Annotated in this window: 17 protein-coding genes; 11 read left to right on the top strand and 6 right to left on the bottom strand. The window is 63.5% G+C overall.

Annotation, left to right across the window (positions count from 1 at the left end):
• Positions 1 to 108 precede the first annotated feature (108 nt).
• The 3 genes from GGD62_RS20115 to GGD62_RS40845 form a co-directional block, all read right to left on the bottom strand.
• Complete coding sequence (locus GGD62_RS20115) at positions 109 to 930, bottom strand: FadR/GntR family transcriptional regulator (protein ID WP_018322775.1); 822 nt, start codon at positions 928 to 930, stop codon at positions 109 to 111.
• A gap of 166 nt (positions 931 to 1,096) precedes the next feature.
• A complete protein-coding gene (locus GGD62_RS20110) occupies positions 1,097 to 2,554 on the bottom strand; it encodes a sensor histidine kinase (RefSeq protein ID WP_183237992.1) in 1,458 nt (485 codons plus the stop codon).
• A 292-nt stretch (positions 2,555 to 2,846) separates the two neighbouring features.
• Complete coding sequence (locus GGD62_RS40845) at positions 2,847 to 3,122, bottom strand: DUF1236 domain-containing protein (RefSeq protein ID WP_183709752.1); 276 nt, start codon at positions 3,120 to 3,122, stop codon at positions 2,847 to 2,849.
• 357 nt (positions 3,123 to 3,479) lie between these two features.
• On the opposite strand from GGD62_RS40845, the gene GGD62_RS20100 reads away from it, so the two are divergent.
• The 3 genes from GGD62_RS20100 (at position 3,480) to GGD62_RS20090 (ending at position 6,394) form a co-directional block, all read left to right on the top strand.
• Positions 3,480 to 4,478 (top strand): TRAP transporter substrate-binding protein, encoded by a 999-nt coding sequence (locus tag GGD62_RS20100; RefSeq protein ID WP_183709750.1) that lies wholly within the window; start codon positions 3,480 to 3,482, stop codon positions 4,476 to 4,478.
• 84 nt (positions 4,479 to 4,562) lie between these two features.
• Positions 4,563 to 5,078, top strand: a complete 516-nt coding sequence (locus GGD62_RS20095; RefSeq protein WP_018322779.1) for a TRAP transporter small permease — start codon at positions 4,563 to 4,565, stop codon at positions 5,076 to 5,078.
• On the top strand, positions 5,075 to 6,394 hold the full coding sequence (locus GGD62_RS20090; protein WP_183709748.1) for a TRAP transporter large permease: 1,320 nt from the start codon (positions 5,075 to 5,077) through the stop codon (positions 6,392 to 6,394). Before GGD62_RS20095 ends, GGD62_RS20090 begins: the two co-directional genes overlap by 4 nt.
• 52 nt (positions 6,395 to 6,446) lie before the next feature.
• On the opposite strand, the gene GGD62_RS20085 is transcribed toward GGD62_RS20090, so the two are convergent.
• Positions 6,447 to 7,721, bottom strand: a complete 1,275-nt coding sequence (locus GGD62_RS20085; protein WP_183709746.1) for a serine hydrolase — start codon at positions 7,719 to 7,721, stop codon at positions 6,447 to 6,449.
• Between the two features lie 159 nt (positions 7,722 to 7,880).
• Here GGD62_RS20085 and GGD62_RS20080 point away from each other — a divergent pair, with 159 nt between their 5' ends.
• A complete protein-coding gene (locus GGD62_RS20080; RefSeq protein ID WP_183709744.1) occupies positions 7,881 to 8,798 on the top strand; it encodes an intradiol ring-cleavage dioxygenase in 918 nt (305 codons plus the stop codon).
• A 389-nt stretch (positions 8,799 to 9,187) separates the two neighbouring features.
• Entirely contained in the window at positions 9,188 to 9,337 is a 150-nt protein-coding gene (locus GGD62_RS20075; protein ID WP_177237258.1) for a hypothetical protein, read from the top strand.
• Positions 9,338 to 10,171: 834 nt separating this feature from the next.
• Here GGD62_RS20075 and GGD62_RS20070 read toward each other — a convergent pair.
• Both GGD62_RS20070 and GGD62_RS20065 read right to left on the bottom strand, forming a co-directional pair.
• Positions 10,172 to 11,908, bottom strand: coding sequence for a bifunctional protein-serine/threonine kinase/phosphatase (locus GGD62_RS20070; protein ID WP_018322785.1), 1,737 nt, complete (start codon positions 11,906 to 11,908; stop codon positions 10,172 to 10,174).
• Between the two features lie 60 nt (positions 11,909 to 11,968).
• The gene (locus GGD62_RS20065) at positions 11,969 to 12,808 is read right to left on the bottom strand and encodes a formate/nitrite transporter family protein (protein ID WP_092259682.1); all 840 of its coding nucleotides are present in this window, start codon (positions 12,806 to 12,808) and stop codon (positions 11,969 to 11,971) included.
• Positions 12,809 to 13,481: 673 nt separating this feature from the next.
• Between GGD62_RS20065 and GGD62_RS20060 the strand changes: the two genes are divergently transcribed.
• From GGD62_RS20060 to GGD62_RS20035, 6 genes are all read left to right on the top strand, one after another.
• A complete protein-coding gene (locus tag GGD62_RS20060) occupies positions 13,482 to 14,801 on the top strand; it encodes a CmpA/NrtA family ABC transporter substrate-binding protein (RefSeq protein WP_179739543.1) in 1,320 nt (439 codons plus the stop codon).
• 61 nt (positions 14,802 to 14,862) lie between these two features.
• A complete protein-coding gene (ntrB, locus tag GGD62_RS20055; RefSeq protein WP_018322788.1) occupies positions 14,863 to 15,759 on the top strand; it encodes a nitrate ABC transporter permease in 897 nt (298 codons plus the stop codon).
• Between the two features lie 13 nt (positions 15,760 to 15,772).
• Entirely contained in the window at positions 15,773 to 16,567 is a 795-nt protein-coding gene (locus tag GGD62_RS20050) for an ABC transporter ATP-binding protein (protein ID WP_018322789.1), read from the top strand.
• A gap of 336 nt (positions 16,568 to 16,903) precedes the next feature.
• On the top strand, positions 16,904 to 18,283 hold the full coding sequence (locus GGD62_RS20045) for an MFS transporter (protein WP_183709742.1): 1,380 nt from the start codon (positions 16,904 to 16,906) through the stop codon (positions 18,281 to 18,283).
• Positions 18,284 to 18,402: 119 nt separating this feature from the next.
• A complete protein-coding gene (locus GGD62_RS20040) occupies positions 18,403 to 18,831 on the top strand; it encodes a globin family protein (protein ID WP_179739535.1) in 429 nt (142 codons plus the stop codon).
• A 10-nt stretch (positions 18,832 to 18,841) separates the two neighbouring features.
• A complete protein-coding gene (locus GGD62_RS20035; protein WP_183709740.1) occupies positions 18,842 to 20,059 on the top strand; it encodes an FAD-dependent oxidoreductase in 1,218 nt (405 codons plus the stop codon).
• Positions 20,060 to 20,067 lie beyond the last annotated feature (8 nt).

Genomic DNA, 20,067 nt, shown 5'->3' with positions numbered 1-20,067 from the left:
GCTGATCATTCCTGACATCGTCGCCGTGTCTCGCGCGATCGCGGTTGCCCGTCGGTTGCCACGACCGCGACCTCGGGCGGAGCGAGGATGTGGGACGAGCCCTTCCTGTCATGGTCCACGACGTTGCCTCCTGCTCTTGACGCTCGACGTCCTGGTCGCGCGCACGGCCGATCCGTCCGTTTTCCGAGTTGCCGCGGCGATGACTGTCTTCCGGTTCGAGAGCTTCAACCGGGTGTAGCCGAGCAGGCGTTCCATCGCGGCGCGCGCCTTCTCCGGGTTGGCGCTCTCGATGGCCCGCGCCGCCGCCACGTGGTTCGGCAAATTGTCCTTGAACCAGCCGCCGGGGCTTCCGACGGCAACGGTGAAGACGGTGCTCAGGATGGTGTCGATCGCGCTGCGAAAGCCCTGCAGTACCGGGTTGTGGGTCGCATCAAGGATGGCAAGATGGAAGGCCTTGTCGGCCGCCAGGGCACTGGCCTGGTCCTTTGCGGTCTGCATGGCGGCCAGGGCCGTATCGATCCGCCAGCGATCGTTCCTGGTCGCGCGTTCGGCCGCAAGCGCTGCGGCTGCAGGCTCGATGATCGAGCGCACCTCCTGGATTGCCAGCAGGAGGTCGCGATCCGGTTCGTCCTGGCCGACGAGCCAGCTCAGCACGTCGCGATCGAGCAGGCTCCATTCGTGGCGCGGCAGCACTTGCGTGCCGTGGCGCGGCCGCACGCTGACGAGGCCCTTTGCGGCGAGCGTCTTGATCGCCTCGCGCACCACGCCGCGCCCGACGCCGAAACGGGCTTCGAGTTCCGGCTCCGGCGGCAGGGTGGTGCCGACGGGAATGAGATCCTGGGCGATCTCGCGGCCAAGCGTCGTCAGCACGGCGCGGATGCGGCCGGGCTTGATCAGTTTGTCGGCTGGGCTCGGCCGCGCTCTTGCCACCGGATTGTTTCTCCCCGCCGGCCTGTCCCGGCCGGTTCATTTGTCCTGGCTGCCGCCGGCAGCTTCACATTCATCCGATGTTTAACATCGGATGATTGCGTGGGGCGAGCGCAATTGTCGCAGGATGGGTCGTATTGCGCTGCGATATGGCCCGGGCCCGGAGCGGCTACCGCGCCTCGTCCAACGTACAGACCACCGTGCAGACCACGCCGCGCGGCAGGAAATCGACGGTGGCCTCGCCGCCGAGCTGGTCGCGTGCGCTGCGCTCGATCAGGCGCGAACCGAAGCCGCGCTGTACCGGCGCGGTCACCGGCGGTCCGCCGATCTCGGTCCAGATCAGGCGCAGCCGCGGTTTCGGGGCATCGGCGACGATCTCCCAATCCAGCGTCACCCGGCCGGTCTCGTTGGACAGCGCGCCATATTTCGCGGCGTTGGTGGCGATCTCGTGCACGATCATCGACAGCACGACGGCGAGCCGCGGCGACAGCGGTACGGCGGGTCCGGCCATGCGGATGCGGTCGGGACTGTTCATCAGGAACGGCTGAAGCGCGCGGGCGATCACCTCCCGCAGCTCGGAGCCCGCCCATTTCTCCTGGCTCAGCAAATTATGCGCTTCGGCCAGTGCGCCAAGCCGTCCCTCGAATTTCATCCGCTCGTCCCGGCTGGCGCTGCGGAAGGTCTGCACGGCGATCGCCTGCATCAAGGCAAGCGTGTTCTTGACGCGATGGTTGAGCTCATCGATCAGGAGATTGTGCAGCATCTCGCCGCGCGCGATCGTGGTCGCCATCCTGACCGCGAAGGTCAGGCCGGTCAGCAGCAGGATGCCGCCGATCAGGCTGGTGATCGCGATGTTGCGCCAGAGCGGCGCGATCAGCGAGCTTTCGTCGACGCCGGCGGCGATCGTCCAGCCCGTCAGCCGCGAGCGTGTGTAGGCCGCAGCCAGAGCGACGCCGTCGAGTGACACCGTCGGGAGCGATGCCTCGCTGCGGCGAAACATCTCGGCATAGAGCGAGGGCGAGGCGCGCTTGCCAAAAGTCTCGCTGGGGTTCGGCGCGCGCGCAAACACGATGCCCTTGGTGTCGAGCAGAGTCACGGTCCAGAGCGGGTCGGGCCGTTGCTTCTCCACCAGCTCCTGAAAGATACTGATCGGCGGGCTGAAGCAGAGGTCGTAGATCACCTCGCCGTCGCGGAACACCGGAACCTCGACGGTGAGCACCTGCCGCCCGTTGATCGCGCCGGTGAACAGGTCGGAATATTGCGGCGACCTGGTCGCAAATACCTTTTCGATGATCTCGAGATGGCCGCGTGGCGGCAGGCTTGCGGTGTCTTCCGTTGCGGAGGAGAACAGCAACCGGCCCTTGCGATCGGAGATCAGCACCAACCCGCCCTTGCCATATTGGTCGACGAAGCCGAGCGCGATGCGGCGGAAGTTCTGGAAGTCGTCGTTACGCAGCGAATTCGTCAGTGCAAGGACTTGCAAGCCGCCGGTCATCCGCTGCACCTCGGAGTCGAGCACGAGGCGCATGCTACGCACGTTCTCCAGCACCCGGCGGGTCGCGTCGCTTCGATCCTGTTTGTAATTGTAGAGCACAATGCCAACCGCAAAGACGATCAGCGGCAACATCGTTCCCGTCACCAGAAGAGCGAGCCGGACCGGCAGGGTGAGCTTTGACAAACGCGGGCGTCCCGGTTCCGGCGCAGCGGCGCCGGATTATGATTTTGGGCAGACCATACGTGCGGGACTTGCGCAGCGCCATGTATTTCACAGATGGCGAGCAACGAGATGTTGCAGCGCAGTCCGGGATACCCGCACTTCAGCTCATGCGGAGTGCGGTCAGGAGTGGCGATCCGGGCCTCTCAATGCGGGTTAAGTCCGGGTTGGCGACCGCCTTCACGACGGCCGCCTCACGACTTGATCAATCGATTTCCTGAACCACTGTGCGCGAGCCTGGTCCACAAGCAGCACGCGATCGCCGGAATACACGTAGCGATACTTGGTGAGCGAGGGGACCCCGATCGGACGGCACGGCCTCCAGCTCGACGTCGCCCGGCACGGGCGCGCCGACGATGATCTTTTCCTTTGTCGTGATCGGGCGAAGGTGATGCTCGGTGACGTAGGATTTGATCCTGGTCCGGTATTGCGGCTCGATCTGAACCGCTGCCGCGTGATCGGTTCCGGTGGTGGTCACCACGGTGGATTGCGCGAAGTAAAGGTCTGCACGTCAAACTGAGGAGGATGACAAATGTCAGTATTGATCTTGTGGGCTATGCGGGCGAGCGGGTCCGTGCGGGCAGCGCACAGGTCCGCTCGTGGTCCGCCTCCTGCGAGAGTGCTACTGCGCCCATGCGGACTGGCCGCGCCGGCAGGAGCGCGAGTTGCAGTGCAGCAGGTGTGCCGGGCGTAGCCCTGCGACGAAGAGTACCTCCAGCGCACGCGAAATGACTTCCGTCCGGCCGACGTTTTTCATACGCTTCCCCTTCGCCAGCCGCATACCGGCTGCGCTCACGGCCCGGCTACAGGGCCGGAGCATCAAAAGGGAGGGGAGACGATGAAGCGAAGGTCATTTCTCGCTGGTATCGGTGCGACCACTGCGGCGGCTACGATTGGGATGCCGTCGATCCTCAGGGCGCAAGCGCCGATCTCGCTGAACGGCGCGGTCCAGTTCAACGACGACCACGCCTTCAACCGGGCACTGCTCCGGTTCGAGGAGCTGGTGAAGAAGTATTACGGCAAGCCCGTCAACTTCACGCTGCACAGGAACTCCTCGCTCGGCCTCGAGAAGCAGTATTTCGAGTACATGTCGCAGGGCAAGGCGGTCGATTACGGCATCGTCTCGCCGGCTCACATGTCGACCTTCGCCAAGGCGGCCCCCTTCATCGACGCGCCCTTCGTGTTCAAGGGCATCGAGCACATGAACAAGGTCGTCGAAGCCAACATCCTGGCGCCGATCGCTGACGAGGTCGCGGCGAAGGCCGAGGTCGTCCTGATCGGTTATGCCGGCGGCGGCATCCGCAACATCTTCGCCAACAAGCCACTCAGGAATCTCGCCGATCTCAAGGGACTCAAGGTTCGCGTGCAGGGCGCGCCGATCTGGTCGAAGACCTTTGCGGCGGTCGGCATGAGCCCGACGGTGATCGCCTATAACGAGATCTACAACGCGATCCAGAACGGCGTGATATCGGCCGGCGAAAACGAGGCGGCCGGCGTCGAGGCGATGAAGTTCTACGAAGTCGCTCCGCATCTCAACCTGACCCAGCACGCCGTGTCGATCCGGCCGATCTGCTTCTCGGTGAAGACGCTGAAGACCCTGCCGAAGGAGTTGCAGGACGCGATCATGAAGGCCGGCAAGGAGGCCGGCGACTACGGCCGTCAGCTCGAGTCGAGCGAAGAGGTCGTCAAGCTCGACACGCTCGAGAAGGCCGGCAAGCTCAAGCGCGTTCCCTTCGAGGAGCGGGACGCCATGAAGAAGCTCGCCGACCCCGTGATGGCCACCTACGCCAAGGAAATCGGTGCGGAGGGCATTTTCGAGAAGATCAACGTCGTCTGAGGTCTTTGCGTCCGCCGACAGCATCTCCGGGCAAGCCCCGCTTCTTGCCCGGAGCTGGCGGATGAGCTGCTGCACGGAGCCCCAATGTCTGAAATGCCCGTCCCGTCCACACCGTCGCTGTGGCGTCGCGTCTCGGCGGCCTATGCGAAGCTGCTGGAATTCCTGCTGGCCGTCTGCGTCGGCGTCCTGGTGGTTCCGGTCACGCTGCAAATCATCTCACGCTACACGCCCTTCATTCCGTCCTACATCTGGACGGAGGAGATGGCGCGCTTCCTGTTCGTCTGGACGATCATGATCGGCGCCATGGTCGGCGTGCGCGAAGCGCAGCATTTCGAGGTCGATGTGTGGCCCGATTTGTCGCGGCGGTCGGAGGCCGCGGTGCGAATCCTTGCGCGGCTCGGCATACTGGCGCTGGCGCTGGTGTTCGTATCGGCCGGCCTCGAGTTCACCCGCTTCGCCTGGAACAGGACTTCGGAACTGGCCGATCTGCCGCTTTGGCTGATTCACGTCGCCTGGCCCGTTGCCGGAGTCACGTGGATCGTCTTCGCGGGTGAACAGATCGTCGATGAAATGCGCATTCTGGTTGGGGCAGGGCGATGAGCGGCAATGTACTCTCTGCCGGACAGGCCGCGATGGTGCTGTTCGGGGTTTTCATCGGCCTGCTCATCGCGCGCGTGCCGGTGGCCTTCGCGCTCGGCCTTGCCTGCGTGCCGATCCTGCTGATCGAGCCGCATCTGTCGCTGATGACGCTCGCGCAGGAGACCTTCAATGCGTACAATTCATTCATCCTGCTGGCGGTGCCGTTCTTCCTGCTGACGGCGAACCTGATGAGCGTCGGCGGCATCACCGACCGCCTGGTGGCGCTGTCGCGCTCGATGGTCGGTCACTGGCCGGGGTCGCTGGCGCAAATCAACGTCGTGCTGTCGGTGTTCTTTGCCGGTATCTCCGGTTCCTCGACCGCCGACGCGGCGAGCCAGTCCAAGATCTTCATCGATGCGCAGACCAAGGAGGGCTACGATCTCTCGTTCTCCATCGCCATCACGGCGGTGTCGGCGGTTCTGGCGGTGATCATCCCGCCGTCGATCCTGATGATCGTCTGGGGCGGGCTGATCTCGACCTCGATTGCGGCGATGTATCTGGCTGGCATCGTGCCGGGCCTGCTGATCGCGGGCACGCAGATGGCGACGGTGCACGTCTATGCCGTGCGCCGCGGCTACCCGACCTATCCGAAGGCAAGCTGGGTCGAGATGCGATGCGCCATCTGGCGGTCGATACCGGCCATGATGACGCCGTTCATCATCGTTGGCGGCATCCTGCTCGGCTGGTTCACCGCGACCGAGTCCGCCTGTGTTGCGGTGCTCTATTCTGTCGTGCTCTCAGCATTCTTCTATCGCGAGACGGGTCTACGCGAATTGTACAAGGCGTTGCTCGATACCGGGCGCCTCGCCGGCGTGGCACTGTTCTGCGTCGGCACCGCAAGTGCGTTTGGCTGGCTGCTCGCCTACTACAAGATCCCTCAGGAACTGCTGGCCAATGTCTCGACATGGGGCATGGGCGCTGTTGCGGCCGGCTTCTTCATCTCCTTCTGCTTTCTGGTGGTCGGCTGCTTTCTCGACGCCATCCCTGCGATCATCATCGTCGGCACGGTGCTGGAGCCGCTCGCCAAGTCGGTCGATCTCCATCCGGTCCAGTTCGCGATCATCTCCATCGTGTCGCTGGCCTTCGGACTGGTGACGCCGCCCTACGGTCTGTGTCTGATGATCGCCTGCTCGATCGCGGGCGTGCGGCTGCGTTATGCGCTGAAGGACACGGTCATCATGCTGATTCCGATGCTGCTCGTGCTCGCGGCAGTCATCGTCTGGCCCAGCGTGTCGCTGTTCCTGCCGCGTCTGATCGTGCCGGAGATGCTTAAATGAGCGTCTGATGGCGCGATCCCGCGGCGGTGGGCCGCGGGATCGGTTGGATTGGTTACAGATTGCTCTCGGTGATCGCGGCGTAGACCATGCTGCGCAGCTCGCGCCGGATCGGGTAGGCGCTCGACGGCAGCACCTGCGTCATGAAGATCGCGATCAGCTCTTCGGCCGGATCGATCCAGAACGAGGTCGTGGCTGCGCCGCCCCAATTGTATTCGCCGGGGCTGCCGGCGATCAGCGTTTCGGACGGGCGCATGGTCACCGCGAAGCCGAGGCCGAAGCCGATGCCGTTATAGGTGGCCTCGGAGAAGAGCGAGCGCGACACTTCGGGCAGCGCACCACCGCCCGGAATGTGGTTGCTGGTCATCAGCGCCAGCGTCTTCGGCCCGACCAGCCTGATACCGCCGAGCTCGCCGCCGTTGAGAAGCGCGCGGCAGAAGGTGAGATAGTCGGCGACCGTCGAGCAGAGGCCGCCGCCCCCGGAGATGAAGGAGGGCGGGGTGAGGAATGAGCTCGTCGCGGGGTCGTCCTGAAGCGTCAGGCCCTCGCGTCGCTGGCCGGCATGGAATGTCATGCCGCCGCCGGGATCGGCGGAATAGCAGGCCGCGAACCGATGCGCCTTTGAGGCCGGCACGTGGAAATCGGTGTCGGTCATCCCAAGCGGGTCAAGGATGCGTGATTTCAGGAACTGCTCGAAGGGCATGCCGGAGATCTTGCCGATGAGATAGCCGAGCACGTCGGTCGAGACCGAATAGTTCCAGGCCTCGCCCGGCGAGAACTCCAGCGGGATTTTTGCGAGGCTCTCGATCATGGTCTGGAGCGTGCCTGACTTCTCGACCTCGCCGATTTTCTCGGCGCGGTAGGCGGCATCGACATTGGAGCGTTGCTGGAAGCCGTAAGTGAGGCCGGAGGTGTGGCGCAGGAGGTCGACGATCAGCATCGGCCGGGACGGCGGGCGAGTCAGGAAGGCAGGCGAAGTGCCGGCGACGAACACGCCGAGATCCTTCCATTCCGGAATGAATTTGGCGACGGGTTCGTCGATCGCGACCAGGCCTTCCTCGACCAGCATCATGAAGGCGACGCTGGTGAGCGGCTTGGTCATGGAATAGATGCGGTAGATGGTGTCGTCCTTGACCGCCAGCTTGCGCTCGACGTCGGCAAAGCCTTGAACCGAGCTGCGCGCGACCTTGCCGCGGCGGTAGACCAGAAGATGCGTGCCCGGGAAGCGGCCGGCATCGATGTACCGGTTCTTCAGATGCGCATCGATGCGGTCGAGCGCGGCCTTGGACATGCCGACGGATTCGGGCGAGGCGGGGGTGGGGGCGAGCATCAGTTCCTCCGGGCAGTTTTGTCGGTCCGTTGATAGCCAAATGACGGCCCCATTCCAAGCCGCTCGCGCTTAACGCGAGCGGGCCGGCTGGTGTAGGCTGGCCCCTGGAACGCCTCCAGGCCCCCCCGGGGCCAATGAGAAAACGCAGGGCAAACCATCATGACCCAGTTCAACGAGACTGATCTCACCCAGGCCGTCGTCAAAAGCTTCGACAGCACGCCCGATCCGCGCGCGAAATTCCTGCTCCAGGAATTGGTGAAGTCGCTGCACGATTACGTGAGCAAGACGGGTCTCACCTTCGAGGAATGGGACTACGCCATCGATTTCCTGACCCGCACCGGGCAGAAATGCACCGACACCCGCCAGGAGTTCATCCTGCTGTCCGACGTGCTCGGTGTCTCCATGCTGGTCGACGCGGTCAACCATCGCGACCGCGAGGGCGCCACCCAGACAACCGTGCTCGGCCCGTTCTATGTCGGCGAGCACAAGGTGACCGCGCACGGCACCGACATCTCGCCGAACAATCAAACCGGCGAGCGGATGTTCGTGCAGAGCCGCGTTACCGATCTCAAGGGCAAGCCGCTGGCCAATGTCCCCGTCGACGTCTGGCACGCCGATGACGACGGCTTCTACGATTCCCAGAAGCCGAACTATGACGAGGTCGGCGCTTCGGCGCGGGCGCGCTTCATCACCGATGACGACGGCCGCTTCTTCTTCCGTACCATCTTGCCATGCAGCTATCCGATCCCGACCGACGGCCCGGTCGGCGAGATGATCATGCAGACCAAGCGTCATCCGATGCGCCCGGCGCATGTGCACTTCCTGGTCAACGCGAAGGGATACGAGCCGCTGATCACGCACGTCTTCATGGACGGCGACAAATATCTGGATTCCGACGTGGTGTTCGGGGTCAAGGATGATCTCGTCGCCAAGGTCGAGCCGCGCAACGATCCCGCGATGCCTGACGGCTCCAAGGCGGACGGTCAGTGGCATTTGATGCGCTATGAATTCCACCTCAAGCCCGGTGGCGGCATGGCGCCGACGCCGCTTGGTGTGAAGGCTGTGGAGCGGGCCTGATGGCCCGCCGGGATGCTGCGGCACTCCGGGCGCGTACGACGTCCGCTGTGTTTCCGATAGCGGCACAATAACGGACCTGAGCGTTCGGAGTTGGGCCATCCATGGAAGTCGTCAACCTACCAGAGATTAAGCCGGCACTTGGTCGACTGATCCCGAGTCACCACCCAAGTCTACCTAGGTATGGTCACTTCATACCTGCGCGCGATGGCGCCGACCAGGTGCTTGGTGGTACCGATGCATCCAGAGTGAAAAGCAACGGAACCGGTCTGCGAGCCGGCAGTTGCGGGACAAGGCCGGCGGCGTAGCGCCCGCCGGCCCTTCTCCCGAACTAACCGGCGCTTTGCCGCTCAATTGCTGCTGATTGCCATGGTTGGTGCAGAGAGTACGCCATGAGAAACATCGCCGATCTCCTGATGCGGTTCTGGCAGGGAAGCCGACCCGCGTCCAATACTCAGATTGCGGCTATCGCTGAAAACCAGGATCGATCCAGCATGGCTGATTTTGTCAGGATCCTGCAGGCCTACGATCAAGCCCCGTAGGGCCGACTGCGTCTGTCCGTGATACGGATGTCAGGCAAACAAAACTCAAGACGCGGCCTCACCGCTAGATGGGCCCGTCAGCGACGGGGATCTTGAAGTCTCGGAATTCGGCCGGTGCGCGCACGATGCGTTGCACGATCACCGATCAGGGTTTGGGACCCATTCCTCCGCGGTTGAGTCCCAATGATGGGTGTCGTCGAACTGTTTCCAGAGTGGCCGCCTCGACTTACTCTCACCGCTCTGTCGGTTTGCATTCGGTGCGCGGAGTTGGACGACGAGCGCCCCAGCCTTCATCACCCATTCGCGAGCGTTATATCGGGAGTTCCATTTGATTGCCGCGAGCATTGGATGCCTCCTTCAAAGCAAGAAGCCTTCGTCACTTTAGCTCGAGCCAAGACCCAAGGATGTAAACCACTTCACAGTTGGTCAACATCTTCGACATAGCCGCGGCCCATCTCACTACGCGGCGACCGCAAACTACGTTCGCTCGTTATTCCGGCCCCGGCATGGGTCACGTTGCCGCGCGATCAAAAGGCACGCGACGAAACGCAGCATTGTACTTGCGCGCGAAGGCGCGTCCTTTTGAGAAAGTGTATTCTATCGCTGATGGGCGGCGCTCGATAGAGGTCAGCGCATGCTTGAGCTTTGGAACAGCTGGTACGACACCCTGGCGTCAGTGGAGGCGCTTGCTACGGTCATCATCATTGTCCTAGTGGCTGCAGGCGCTATCACGCTGGCGGATAATCGGCGCCGATGGACGCGTCCGACAAAAGATTGATCTAGGGAGAGCTCGATAAAGTTCCCGCATGACCGTCAAGAGTCGACGCTTCGGCCCTAGCGGGCGTGCAGCAGCGCCAGCAGCACGACGACGGCGCAGGCGAGAGCGGCCGAGGTCAGCTTCCAGAACATCAGCGGGCTGCGCTCCAATAGCGGCGTGATCCGCGTGTCCAGATAGGCCGGATTGGGCGTACGAAGCTCGAAGACGAATTCGGACAGGTCCTCGTGCCGCTTGTAGGGATCGGGATGAAGCGCGCGGCGGAGCGCGCCGTCGATCCAGGCCGGCACGCTGCGGTCGTCGTCCGCGGAGCGATATTTGAGCTTCCGCACGTCCGCCTTACGCCGGATCCTGGCAATTTGGGCGCCGTAGGGAAGCTTTCCCGTCAGCATCTGGTAGCAGATCACCGCCAGCGAAAACATGTCGGAGCGCGGCGAGCCGCCTTGCCCGAGAAAATACTCCGGCGCCGTATACTGGACCGTGCCCAGGATTTCGTCGGCCTCGTCCCGTGGCGCGGCCTCCGCGACGCCCGCGACCCTGACCGATCCGAAGTCGATGATCTTCGCGGTGCCGGTCTTGTCGATCAGGATGTTGTCGGGCCTGAGATCCTGATGCAGCATCTCCATGCGGTGGAAGGCGCGCAGGCCCGCGGCGATCTGCTCAATGATGCCACGCACCGTCTCGAGATCGGGGCGCGGATTGTCGGTCATCCACTGTTTCAGGGTCTGCCCCTCGACGAACTCGGTCGCGACATAGAGATAATTGCGGCGCCGCGACTGTGACAGCGGCTTCAGCACGTGCGGGCTGTCGATCCGGCGCGCGATCCACTCCTCCATCAGGAAGCGCTTGAGATAGGCGGCATTGTCGCGCAAATCGACCGACGGCAGCTTGAGCGCGACCGGCTCCTCGGTCTCGACATCGACGGCGAGATAGATGTGGCTGCGGCTGCTGCCGTGGATCTCGCGGACGATGCGGTAGCCGTCGAACATCGCGCGCGGCTCCGGCAGCGGAGGCAGCGGCAATTGTGAGGTCTGATTGAAGATGCCGGCCGGCTCGCGCTGCGGCACCGCGTCGATGCGGATAATCTGGACGGTGATGTTGTCGTCGCTGCCGCGCCGGTAGGCCTCCTCGACGATCGCCTTGGCCGCTCCGTCGAGCTCGCCTGCGTGCTCGTTCAGCGCGCTTGTGATGAAGCGCGCGTCGACGAATTCGTAGGCGCCGTCGGTCGCCAGCAGGAACGTGTCGCCGGCCTCGACCTCGAACGCCAGGTAGTCGATCTCGAGCTGCGGATTGATGCCGAGCGCGCGGCCGAGATAGGTCTGCTCCGACGATACGATGATCCGGTGATCGTCGGTGAGCTGCTCGAGCGCCTTGCCCGCGACGCGGTAGATGCGGCAGTCGCCGACATGGAAGATGTGCGCTGTGGTCGCCTTGATGACCATGGCACTCAGCGTGCAGACATAACCCTTGTCGCGGTCATAGGCGTATTGGCTCTTGCGCGTCTGCGCGTGCAGCCAGGAATTGGTCGCATCCAGCACGCGGCGGGCGGACGTCTTCACCGTCCAGGATTCCGACGTGCAGTAATAGTCCATCAGGAAGCTCTTGACCGCCGACTCGCTGGCGATCTGGCTCACCGTGCTAGAGGAGATGCCGTCGGCGAGGACCGCCGCGATGCCCTTCAGGCCGAGCAGCGGCTCCTCCGGAATCAAGACGCCGTGGAAATCCTGATTGACCGGCTTGCGGCCCTTGTCGGAGTGCTGGCCGACCGAGATCAGGAGTCCGCGGGTCATCGTCATCACCAGGAGAGAGGAGCCTCACCTTGGCTGGGCGAGGCTCCCCTGTCGAGACGTGTTTGATCAGGCCGCAACGCGGGGCTTCGCGGCCTTGTCGACCTGCCGCTTCGGCAGGGTCATGACGTGCGTGGCGTAAAGGGTCATGCCGGTGAAGGCGAGGCCGCCGACGAGGTTGCCGAGCACAGTCGGGATCTCGTTCCAGATCAGATAGTCCAGGATCGAGAACTTTGCGCCGAGCAGCAGGCCGGACGGGAACAGGAACATGTTCACGACGGAATGCTCGAACACCATGTAGAAGAACACCAGGATCGGCATCCACATCGCGATGACCTTGCCGGGGACCGACGTCGAGATCATGGCGCCGACGACGCCGGTCGAGACCATCCAGTTGCAGAGCATTCCGCGCATGAACAGCGTCGCCATGCCGGCTGCACCGTGCGCGGCGTAACCGAGCGTCCGGCTCTCACCGATGATTCCGATGGCGGTACCGACCTTGTCCGGCGGCTGCGTGAAGCCGAAGGTCGTGACGAAGGCCATCATGAAGGCGACCGTGAACGCGCCGGCGAAGTTACCGATGAAGACGAGGCCCCAGTTGCGCAGCACGCCGCCGATCGTGACGCCAGGACGCTTGTCGATCAGGGCGAGCGGCGAGAGCACGAACACGCCGGTCAGGAGGTCGAAGCCGAGGAGGTACAACATGACGAAGCCGACCGGAAACAAGAGCGCGCCGACCAGCGGCTGACCCGTGTTGACGTTGATCGTGACGGCGAACCATGCGGCGAGCGTGAGGATGGCGCCGGCCATGTAGGCGCGGATGATGGTATCCCGGGTGGACATGAAGATCTTGGACTCGCCCGCATCCACCATCTTGGTGACGAATTCCGAAGGCGCGAGATACGACATCAATGGTTCCTTTTGCTTCGTAAGAGAGATCGACGCGCCCGGGAGCGCGGCTGCAACGTCATGGGCCGTGCCGGCTGGCCTGCCGCGCACGAGGGCTATGGAATGTCTGGAAGCCTTGGGAATCGCGTCACGAGGACTAAAGCCAGGAACGGCCGCGAGGCAGTTGAGCTTCCGGATGCAGCCGCCAGAGGCTGCACAATGCGGCGAGCCGCAGTCTTCGTTGACGTTCATAGAGAAGCAAGTTGCGTGCCGCGCCGTCCGGCAAGAAAAATATAGTCACATCAATAACATGGATCCGGGCCCGATCCGGCGTCACAGCACTTGGCGGCCTGTTGCTTGATCGGTTGCACAAGGTTTGTGCGCCGCACAAGAATTAAGCAGGCCGCAACTTTCGCATGCGGGCGGGACCTGCGACAGTCGCGCGCAGTCTCTTTAATGTACTGATCTATAATAAGTTTTCGGTGTGGCGGGCTTGGCATGAAGCTTGAATAGTTCCATGCCGACGCCATTGAAGCCGTCCCGCGAGACTTCTCATCCGACTTGCCGACGCCACCAGACGGGGGTCTCCCCGTCGTGCGTTCGCATGCGCCAAAGACGGCGCCGCCGGACGGACGGGCTGCTCGTGTGCACTGACGCCATCAATTCTGCAACGACGCAAAGGACGATACAGCCTATGACCAAGCGCACCCGCCGGCCCTCGGAGAGTGGCCTCAGCCGCCGTCAATTGTTGAAGGCCACCGGCTCGACCGCCGCACTTCTCGCCGCCGCAAAACTGAATTTCCCCGCCGGCGCTTTCGCGCAGGATTCAGGCCCCGAGGTCAAGGGTGCCAAGCTCGGCTTCATCGCGCTGAGCGATGCCGGCCCACTCTTCGTCGCCAAGGACAAGGGACTGTTCGCCAAATACGGCATGCCCGACACCGACGTGCAGAAGCAGGCCTCCTGGGGCACCACGCGCGACAATCTCGTGCTCGGCTCCGAAGGCAACGGCATCGACGGCGCGCACATCCTGACCCCGATGCCTTACCTGATCTCGGCCGGCAAGGTGACGCAGAACAACCAGCCGACGCCGATGTACATCCTGGCGCGGCTCAACCTCGACAGTCAGTGCATTTCGGTCGCCAACGAATATGCCGATCTCAAGCTCGGCGTCGACGCATCGCCGTTCAAGGCGGCGCTGGAGAAGAAGAAAGCCTCCGGCAAGGCCGTGAAGGCCGCGATGACCTTCCCCGGCGGCACGCATGATCTCTGGATCCGCTATTGGCTCGCCGCCGGTGGCATCGATCCCGACAAGGACATCGAGACCATCGTGGTGCCGCCGCCGCAGATGGTGGCCAACATGAAGGTCGGCACCATGGACTGCTTCTGCGTTGGCGAGCCCTGGAATCTGCAGCTGATCAATCAGAAGATCGGCTACACCGCGGTCAACACCGGCGAGCTCTGGAACAAGCATCCGGAAAAGTCCTTCGGCATGCGCGCCGCCTTCGTCGACAAATATCCGAAGGCCGCCAAGGCGCTGCTGATGGCCGTGATGGAAGCCCAGCAATGGGCCGACAAGGCCGAGAACAAGGCCGAGCTCGCCGCCATCATGGGCAAACGGCAGTGGATGAACTGCCCGGTCGAGGACGTGCTCGATCGCAGCGCCGGCAAGTTCGACTACGGCATCCCCGGCAAGGTGGTCGAAAACTCGCCGCACATCATGAAGTACTGGCGCGACTTCGCTTCTTACCCGTTCCAGAGCCACGACCTCTGGTTCCTCACCGAGGACATCCGCTGGGGCAAGTACGAGCCTGGCTTCGACACCAAGGCGCTGATCGCCAAGGTCAATCGCGAGGACATGTGGCGCGATGCGGCCAAGACTCTGGGCGTCGCCGCCGCGGAAATTCCAACCTCCACCTCGCGTGGCAAGGAGACCTTCTTCGACGGCAAGGTGTTCGATCCCGAAAATCCGGCAGCCTATCTGAAGTCGCTCGCGATCAAGCGCGTCGAAGTCTGATGGAGCCTGCGGCCGCCGTCAGGCGGCCGCTTCGTCCTTTGAAGCCGGAGAGGGATTTTCGATGAACATGCCTGCCACCAAGATTGAGCTTGAGATCGCGTCGCCTGCGGCCGCTGCCGCGCCGGTCGTCGCGCTGACGCCGAAGCGCCCGCCGCGCACGGATGCCTATGCACGGATGGCGCGGGAAACTGCCGTGCGCGTGATCCCACCGCTGGTCGTGATTGCGCTTTTGACGCTGGTGTGGGAGTTGGTCTGCCGCCGCGCCGGCTCGGCGCTGCCGCCGCCGTCGAAAGTATTCAAGGACACCAAGGAGCTGATCCTCGATCCGTTCTTCGACCATGGCGGCATCGACAAGGGCCTGTTCTGGCATCTGTCCGCCAGTCTGCAGCGCGTTGCCCTGGGCTATTCGCTCTCGGCGATCGCCGGCATCGCGCTCGGCGTCCTGGTCGGACAGTCGGTCTGGGCCATGCGCGGGCTCGATCCGCTATTCCAGGTCCTGCGCACGATTCCGCCGCTGGCCTGGCTGCCGCTGTCGCTCGCGGCCTTCCGCGACGGTCAGCCCTCGGCGATCTTCGTCATCTTCATCACCTCGATCTGGCCGATCATCATCAACACTGCGGTCGGCATCCGCAACATCCCGCAGGACTATCGCAACGTCGCCGCGGTGGTGCAGCTCAATCCGCTGGAATTCTTCGCCAAGATCATGATCCCGGCGGCCGCGCCCTACATCTTCACCGGCCTTCGCATCGGCATCGGCCTGTCGTGGCTGGCGATCGTCGCGGCGGAAATGCTGATCGGCGGTGTTGGCATCGGTTTCTTCATCTGGGACGCCTGGAACTCCTCGCATATCAGCGAGATCATCCTGGCGCTGTTCTATGTCGGCATCGTCGGCTTCGTGCTGGACCGCGTGATCGCGGGCCTCGGCAAGGTCGTCACCCGCGGCACCGCGCTGAACTGAGAGGAGAGGGTACATGACCGCCTATCTGAAGCTCGACCACATCGACAAGGTCTTCACCCGCGGTGCCGCCACCACGGAGGTGCTGAAGGAGATCAATCTCACGATCGAGAAGGGCGAATACGTCTCGATCATCGGCCATTCCGGCTGCGGCAAGTCGACCCTGCTCAACATCATCGCGGGGCTGACCAACGCCACCACCGGCGGCGTGCTGCTGGAGAATCGCGAGGTCAACTCGCCGGGGCCCGACCGCGCCGTGGTGTTCCAGAACCACAGCCTGTTGCCGTGGCTCACCGTGTACGAGAACGTCAGGCTCGGCGTCGACAAGGTCTTTGCCAGGACCAAGTCCCGTGCCGAGCGCGACGCCTGGGTCATGCACAATCTCAATCTGGTGCAGATGGCCCACGCCAAGGACAAGCGTCCTTCCGAAATCTCCGGCGGCATGAAACAGCGCGTCGGCATTGCGCGGGCGCTGGCGATGGAGCCGAAGGTGCTGCTGCTGGATGAGCCGTTCGGCGCGCTCGACGCACTGACCCGTGCTCACTTGCAGGACTCGGTGATGGCGCTGCATCAGAAGCTCGGCAACACCATTTTGATGATCACTCACGACGTCGACGAGGCCGTGCTGCTGTCCGACCGCATCGTGATGATGACCAATGGGCCGAGCGCGCGCATCGGCGAGGTGCTGGAGGTGCCGTTGGTGCGCCCGCGCAAGCGGCTCGAGCTCGCCACCAACACCACCTATCTGAAGTGCCGCCAGCGCGTGCTCGAATTCCTCTATGAGCGTCATCGCTTCGTCGAAGCCGCGTAACGAAGAGTTAACGCAAGCGGATGCCTGCGCACAAATAATCGACATCCCGCTCAATCCTTGTGCGTCGCACAAGGATTGAGCGAATCGCAAATTTTGCGTGCGAAAAAGCCCTGCAGAAATTTCTGGCAATACGAATAACGTCCTGAAATCCCTGTATTTCCAGCGTGCGCGCAACTGGCACGGAAATTGAAATGTCTTTGCGCGACGCCAACGACGACGTCCCTCAACATCATCAATCAGCATCGTGAACTCGCCACCGGGGTGAAGCCTCGGAGCGCGCCTCCATGTGAGGCAGAGCCTGCAACGACGCAGCGGTGAGCCTGGAAGGGATACTCAATGACGAAGAATCCTACTTGGATTTCAGACTGGCGCCCCGAAGATGAGGCGTTCTGGAATGCGACTGGCAAGACTATCGCGCGACGCAACCTGATCTGGTCGATCGTGGCCGAGCATATCGGCTTCTCGGTCTGGCTGATCTGGAGCATCGTCACCACCAAGCTGCCGCAGGCGGGCTTTCACTACTCGACCGACCAGCTGTTCCAGCTGATCGCGGTGCCGGGGCTGATCGGTGCCCTGATGCGCTTTCCCTACACTTTCGCGGTGACCACGTTCGGCGGCCGCAACTGGACCATCTTCAGCGCGGCGATCCTGTTCATTCCGACCTTGTCGCTTGCCTATTTCGTGAGCCAGCCCGATACGCCGTTCTGGCTGATGCTGCTGATCGCCTCGACCGCGGGTCTCGGCGGCGGCAACTTCGCCTCCAGCATGACCAACATCTCCTTCTTCTTCCCCGACCGGATGAAGGGCTGGGCGCTCGGCCTGAACGCGGCCGGCGGCAATATCGGCGTCTCCAGCGTGCAGCTCCTGACCCCGATCCTGATGACGCTCGCCGTCTTCAACCTGTTCCAGGCGACGCCGGTCGACGGCATCTTCCTACAGAACGCCGGCCTGATGTGGGTGTTGCCGATCGCGATCGCGGTGTTCGGTGCCGTGTTCTTCATGAACAACCTCACCACGGCGAAGTCGTCGGTGAAGAACCAGCTTGCGATCGTCAAGCGCAAGCACACCTGGATCATGGCGTATCTCTATATCGGCACGTTCGGCTCGTTCATCGGCTATTCGGCTGCGTTTCCGCTGCTGATCAAGACCCAGTTCCCGCAAATCACGATTGCGATCGCGTTCCTGGGGCCGCTGGTCGGCTCGCTGTCGCGGCCGCTCGGCGGCTGGCTTGCCGACAAGATCGGTGGCTCCGTCATCACCTTCTGGAACTTCATCGTGATGGCGGGCGCAACGGTCGGCGTGCTCTACTTCGTCGGGCAGAAGGATTTCATCGGCTTCCTGTCGATGTTCCTGATCCTGTTCGTGACGACGGGCATCGGCAACGGGTCGACCTATCGCATGATCCCCTCGATCTTCCGCGAAGAGAACCTGTTCAAGGTGCGCGGCAAGGGCGATGCGGCGCGCACGCTCGCGCTGAAGACGGCGAGCATCGAGAGTGGTGCGGCGGTCGGCTTCATCGGCGCGATCGGCGCCGTTGGCGGCTACCTGATCCCGACTGGTTTCGGCAAGTCGATCGCCCTGACCGGAGGCCCCCAGCTCGCGCTCGCGATCTATCTCGGCTTCTACGCCAGCTGCCTCGGCTTGACGTGGTGGTTCTACCTGCGTCGCGGCCCGCAGGGTGAGGGCGCGTCAAGCCTCGCGGAGGCGCGAGTCTGACACTTGGTACGAATCTCGTTTCTCCCCGTACGCGGGGAGAAGCATTGCCCGACAGTTTGACCATGAACCTGGTTCGCAATGGCGCGCACCAAGGCAAACCCAACAGGCAGGAGAACATCATGACGCCAGAACAGATCACCCTCATCCAGCAGAGCTTCGCCAAGGTCGCGCCGATTTCGCAAGCTGCCTCCGTGTTGTTCTACGATCGTCTGTTCGAAGTGGCGCCGTCCGTGCGTGCGATGTTCCCTGAAGACATGACCGAGCAGCGCAAGAAGCTGATGGGCATGCTCGCCGCCGTCGTCAGCGGCCTGTCGAACCTGGAGACGATTCTTCCCGCGGCCTCCGCGCTCGCCAAGCGCCACGTCGCCTACGGCGCCACCGCCGAGCACTACCCCGTGGTCGGCGCGACCCTGCTGTGGACCCTTGAGAAGGGTCTTGGCGACGCCTGGACGCCGGAATTGGCAAACGCCTGGACCGACGCTTACGGCGTGCTGTCCGGCTACATGATGTCCGAGGCCTATGGCGCGCAAGCGCAGGCCGCTGAATAGGAGATGCCTCGTGAGTGAACCGCTGGTCATCGTCGGTAACGGTATGGCAGCCGCGCGTCTGGTCGACGAGCTCGCCAAGTCCGCACTCGGCCGCTACGCGGTCGCCGTGATCGGCGAGGAACCGCGGCTCGCTTACAATCGCGTGCTGCTCTCATCCGTGCTGGCCGGCGAGACCGGCTCGCACGAGATCGAGCTCCGGCCGGCCGATTGGTGGCGCCATCGCGGCGTCACGGTGCGCTACGGCTATCGCGTCACCGAGATCGACACCGGCCGCCGCGAGCTCAAGATCGAAGGCGAGGAGAGCATGGAATATTCCAAGCTCGTGCTCGCCACCGGGTCGACGCCGCTGCGGCTCAATTTGCCGGGTGCCGATCTCGCCGGTGTGCACACGTTTCGCGATACGCGCGACGTCGACCTTTTGCTGACGCTGGCCGCTGCGAAGAAGCGCGTCGTCGTCGTCGGCGGCGGCCTGCTCGGGCTCGAGGCAGCCTACGGCCTTGCCAAGGCCGGTGCGCCGGTGACGCTGCTGCATTTGATGGACCGGCTGATGGAGCGTCAGCTCGATGGGCCGGCCGCCGACCTGCTCAAGACGCTGGTCGAGCGCAAGGGCATCCGCATCCTGCTCAATGCCTCGACCGCCCGCATCCATGGCGATGGTCATGTCGAAGCCGTCGAGCTTGCCGATGGTAGCCGCATCGAGGCGGATGCGGTGATCTTCGCCGCCGGGATCAAGCCGAACGTGGCGCTTGCCAAGGACGCCGGCATCGCGGTCAACCGCGGCATCGTCGTCAACGATGTGATGCAGACGGCATCGCCCGACATCTTCGCGCTCGGCGAATGTGCCGAGCATCGCGGCACCTGCTATGGCCTGGTCGAGCCCGCCTATGAGCAGGCGCGGGTGCTGGCACGGCATCTGGCCGGCCGGCCCGCCGCCTATCAGGGCAGCGTGGTCTCGACCAATTTGAAGGTCTCCGGCGTCAGCGTGTTCTCCGCCGGCGACTTCACGGGCGGGGAGGGCAGCGAGAGCCTGGTGCTGACCGACCGCAGGCGCGGCACCTACAAGAAGCTCGTGATCGCCGACGGCCGGCTCACCGGCGCGGTGCTGATCGGCGATACCGTCGATGCGCTCTGGTATCTCGAGCTGATCCGCAATCGCGACAAGGTGGCGGCGATCCGCACCGACATGATGTTCGGCCGCGCGCTTGCGCGTTCTTCCGAGGCGGCTTGATAGAGCCG

This window comes from Bradyrhizobium sp. ERR14, assembly GCF_014198235.1.
In the GTDB taxonomy this organism is placed as follows: domain Bacteria; phylum Pseudomonadota; class Alphaproteobacteria; order Rhizobiales; family Xanthobacteraceae; genus Bradyrhizobium.
Note: the sequence above shows the minus strand (reverse complement) of the source record. Positions and strands in the feature narration are given on the sequence as shown.

Excerpts from the sequence above, each read along its gene's own strand:
- GGD62_RS20110 (WP_183237992.1), bottom strand. The coding sequence starts at position 2,554 with ATGTTGCCGCTGATCGTCTTTGCGGTTGGCATTGTGCTCTACAATTAC.
- GGD62_RS20100 (WP_183709750.1), top strand. The coding sequence starts at position 3,480 with ATGAAGCGAAGGTCATTTCTCGCTGGTATCGGTGCGACCACTGCGGCG.
- GGD62_RS20095 (WP_018322779.1), top strand. The coding sequence starts at position 4,563 with ATGTCTGAAATGCCCGTCCCGTCCACACCGTCGCTGTGGCGTCGCGTC.
- GGD62_RS20090 (WP_183709748.1), top strand. The coding sequence starts at position 5,075 with ATGAGCGGCAATGTACTCTCTGCCGGACAGGCCGCGATGGTGCTGTTC.
- GGD62_RS20085 (WP_183709746.1), bottom strand. The coding sequence starts at position 7,721 with ATGCTCGCCCCCACCCCCGCCTCGCCCGAATCCGTCGGCATGTCCAAG.
- GGD62_RS20080 (WP_183709744.1), top strand. The coding sequence starts at position 7,881 with ATGACCCAGTTCAACGAGACTGATCTCACCCAGGCCGTCGTCAAAAGC.
- GGD62_RS20075 (WP_177237258.1), top strand. The coding sequence starts at position 9,188 with ATGAGAAACATCGCCGATCTCCTGATGCGGTTCTGGCAGGGAAGCCGA.
- GGD62_RS20070 (WP_018322785.1), bottom strand. The coding sequence starts at position 11,908 with ATGACGATGACCCGCGGACTCCTGATCTCGGTCGGCCAGCACTCCGAC.
- GGD62_RS20065 (WP_092259682.1), bottom strand. The coding sequence starts at position 12,808 with ATGTCGTATCTCGCGCCTTCGGAATTCGTCACCAAGATGGTGGATGCG.
- GGD62_RS20060 (WP_179739543.1), top strand. The coding sequence starts at position 13,482 with ATGACCAAGCGCACCCGCCGGCCCTCGGAGAGTGGCCTCAGCCGCCGT.
- ntrB (WP_018322788.1), top strand. The coding sequence starts at position 14,863 with ATGAACATGCCTGCCACCAAGATTGAGCTTGAGATCGCGTCGCCTGCG.
- GGD62_RS20050 (WP_018322789.1), top strand. The coding sequence starts at position 15,773 with ATGACCGCCTATCTGAAGCTCGACCACATCGACAAGGTCTTCACCCGC.
- GGD62_RS20045 (WP_183709742.1), top strand. The coding sequence starts at position 16,904 with ATGACGAAGAATCCTACTTGGATTTCAGACTGGCGCCCCGAAGATGAG.
- GGD62_RS20040 (WP_179739535.1), top strand. The coding sequence starts at position 18,403 with ATGACGCCAGAACAGATCACCCTCATCCAGCAGAGCTTCGCCAAGGTC.